Here is a 2,071-nt window from a genome sequence, read left to right on the forward strand (position 1 = left end):
GACGGCCGCCCGCGTGACCTCGCGACGGCGCAGGCCGCGGCGAGCGTGGGGCAGCTCCGCCTGGTGCAGACCTACGCCGACGCGTTCGCCAAGCACGACGTCACCGTCGGCCAGGTGCTGCTCACCGCCGACGACCTGACCCGCCGCAGCCACTACCGCAACGCCCACCAGACGATGGAGCGGCTGCTCGCCCTCGGAGCGCTGCCGATCGTCAACGAGAACGACACGGTCGCCACCGAGGAGATCCGGTTCGGCGACAACGACCGGCTCGCCGCGCTCGTGGCGCACGTGGCGCAGGCCGACGCCCTGGTCCTGCTCTCCGACGTCGACGGCGTCTACGACGGCGATCCGCGCACCGGCCCGGCGCAACTGGTGCACACGGTCACCGGACCGGCCGATCTGGCCGCCGTCACCCTGGGCACCGCCAAGCGCAACGGCGTCGGCACCGGGGGCATGGCGACCAAGGTGGAGGCGGCCTTCATCGCCGCCCACGCCGGGGTCCCCGTCGTCGTCACCTCGACGCAGCAGGCCGCGGCGGCCCTCGCGGGGGAGCAGGTGGGCACCCTGTTCGAGCCGATGGGCCGCCGGCCCAGCGCCCGCCAGTTCTGGCTGCGCTACGCCAGCCGGCCCCGGGGGCGGGTGCTGCTCGACGAGGGCGCGGTGCGCGCGGTCCGCGAGCGGCACGCCTCGCTGCTGGCCGCCGGGATCACCGGCGTGACCGGCGACTTCCTCGCCGACGACCCGGTGGAGCTGGTGGGTCCGGACGGCGTCGTCGTCGCCCGGGGACTGGTCGCGTACGACGCGCGGGAGATGCCCGGCCTCCTGGGCCGCAAGACCGGCGACCTGGCTCCGGAGTTCCGCCGCGAGGTCGTCCACCGCGACGAGATGGTGCTGGTCGGACGCTGATCAGGGGCTGAGAGACTGCGACGCGTGACGATCCGCCCCATCCGCGAAGTCGGCGATCCCGTGCTCCGCACGCCCAGCGACGAGGTCAAGGCCTTCGACCGCGACGTCGCCGCCCTGGTCCGCGACCTGCTCGAGACCGTCGACCACCCGGGCCGGGCCGGGCTGGCCGCGCCGCAGATCGGGGTCGGCCTGCGGGCGTTCTCGTACAACCTCGACGGCGTGATCGGGCACGTGGTCAACCCGGTGATCGTCGAGCTCTCCGAGGAGACGCAGGACGGCGACGAGGGCTGCCTCTCGGTGCCCGGCATCTGGGCGCCGACGGTGCGGGCGATGCACGCCGTCGTCGAGGGGGTCGACGTGCACGGGGAACCGCTCCGGCTGGAGGGCTCCGGGCTCATGGCGCGCTGCCTGCAGCACGAGGTCGACCACCTCGACGGCAAGCTGTTCCTCGACCGCCTCACCGGGGACGCCCGGAAGAGCGCGCTGCGCGCACTGCGCGACCGCTGAGGTCAGCGCCGGGCGGTGCACTCGGCGCAGGTGCCGAAGACCTCGACCTGGTGCTGGACGTCGGCGAACCCGTGCTCCGCGGCGATCCGCGCCGCCCACCGCTCCACCGGCGGGTCCGCCACCTCGACCGTCCGGCCGCACGAGCGGCAGACCAGGTGGTGGTGGTGCACCGGCGAGCAGCGCCGGTAGGCCGCCTCGCCGTCGGCACTGCGCAGGACGTCGACCTGCCCGTCGTCCACCAGGGCCTGCAGCGCGCGGTAGACCGTCGCCAGCCCGACCGGGGCGCCCCGGGTCCGCAGCATCGCGTGCAGGTCCTGGGCGGTGCGGAAGCCGTCGAGGTCGTCCAGGAGCTCGAGGACGGCGCTGCGCTGACGGCTGGGACGGCGCGCCGTCCCCTCGACCGGTTCCGGCGCGGTCATGCCGCACCGCCCTTCGCTGCCGGACCCGTCGGTGCCACGCGTTCCCCGTGCTCGTCGTAGTGGACGCCGGCACCGGTCAGGTGTGGAGCGTGCAGGTGGCCGTCGTGGTCGTAGTCGACGTGGTCCTCGTGCGGCACCGGCCGGTGCCCGCAGCCGTCGCCGTGCTCGTGCGGGTGCGCGGCGTGGACCTCGCCGCGCCGGCGGTGCCGGCGCCGGGCGGTCGCGTCCCGCAGCGCCGC

General features: G+C 75.2%; 4 protein-coding genes. 2 read left to right on the plus strand and 2 right to left on the minus strand.

The features are described 5' to 3' along the window. Positions 1-906: glutamate 5-kinase (gene proB / locus VK640_17245; protein HTE74925.1), on the plus strand; the 906-nt coding region annotated here is incomplete at its 5' end. Positions 907-930: 24 nt separating this feature from the next. Further along, positions 931-1,413, plus strand: a complete 483-nt coding sequence (gene def / locus VK640_17250) for a peptide deformylase (GenBank protein HTE74926.1) — start codon at positions 931-933, stop codon at positions 1,411-1,413. A 2-nt stretch (positions 1,414-1,415) separates the two neighbouring features. Here the strand turns inward: def and VK640_17255 are convergent, their stop codons facing one another. After that, on the minus strand, positions 1,416-1,832 hold the full coding sequence (locus VK640_17255; protein ID HTE74927.1) for a Fur family transcriptional regulator: 417 nt from the start codon (positions 1,830-1,832) through the stop codon (positions 1,416-1,418). Beyond that, the coding region (locus VK640_17260) for a metal ABC transporter permease (GenBank protein ID HTE74928.1) at positions 1,829-2,071 on the minus strand (243 nt) is incomplete at its 5' end. The genes VK640_17255 and VK640_17260, both read right to left, overlap by 4 nt.

This window comes from Actinomycetes bacterium, from assembly GCA_035489715.1.
Classification (GTDB): Bacteria; Actinomycetota; Actinomycetes; order JACCUZ01; family JACCUZ01; genus DATHAP01.

Coding starts and splice junctions, on each gene's coding strand:
- VK640_17255 (HTE74927.1), bottom strand. CDS start 1,832: ATGACCGCGCCGGAACCGGTCGAGGGGACGGCGCGCCGTCCCAGCCGT.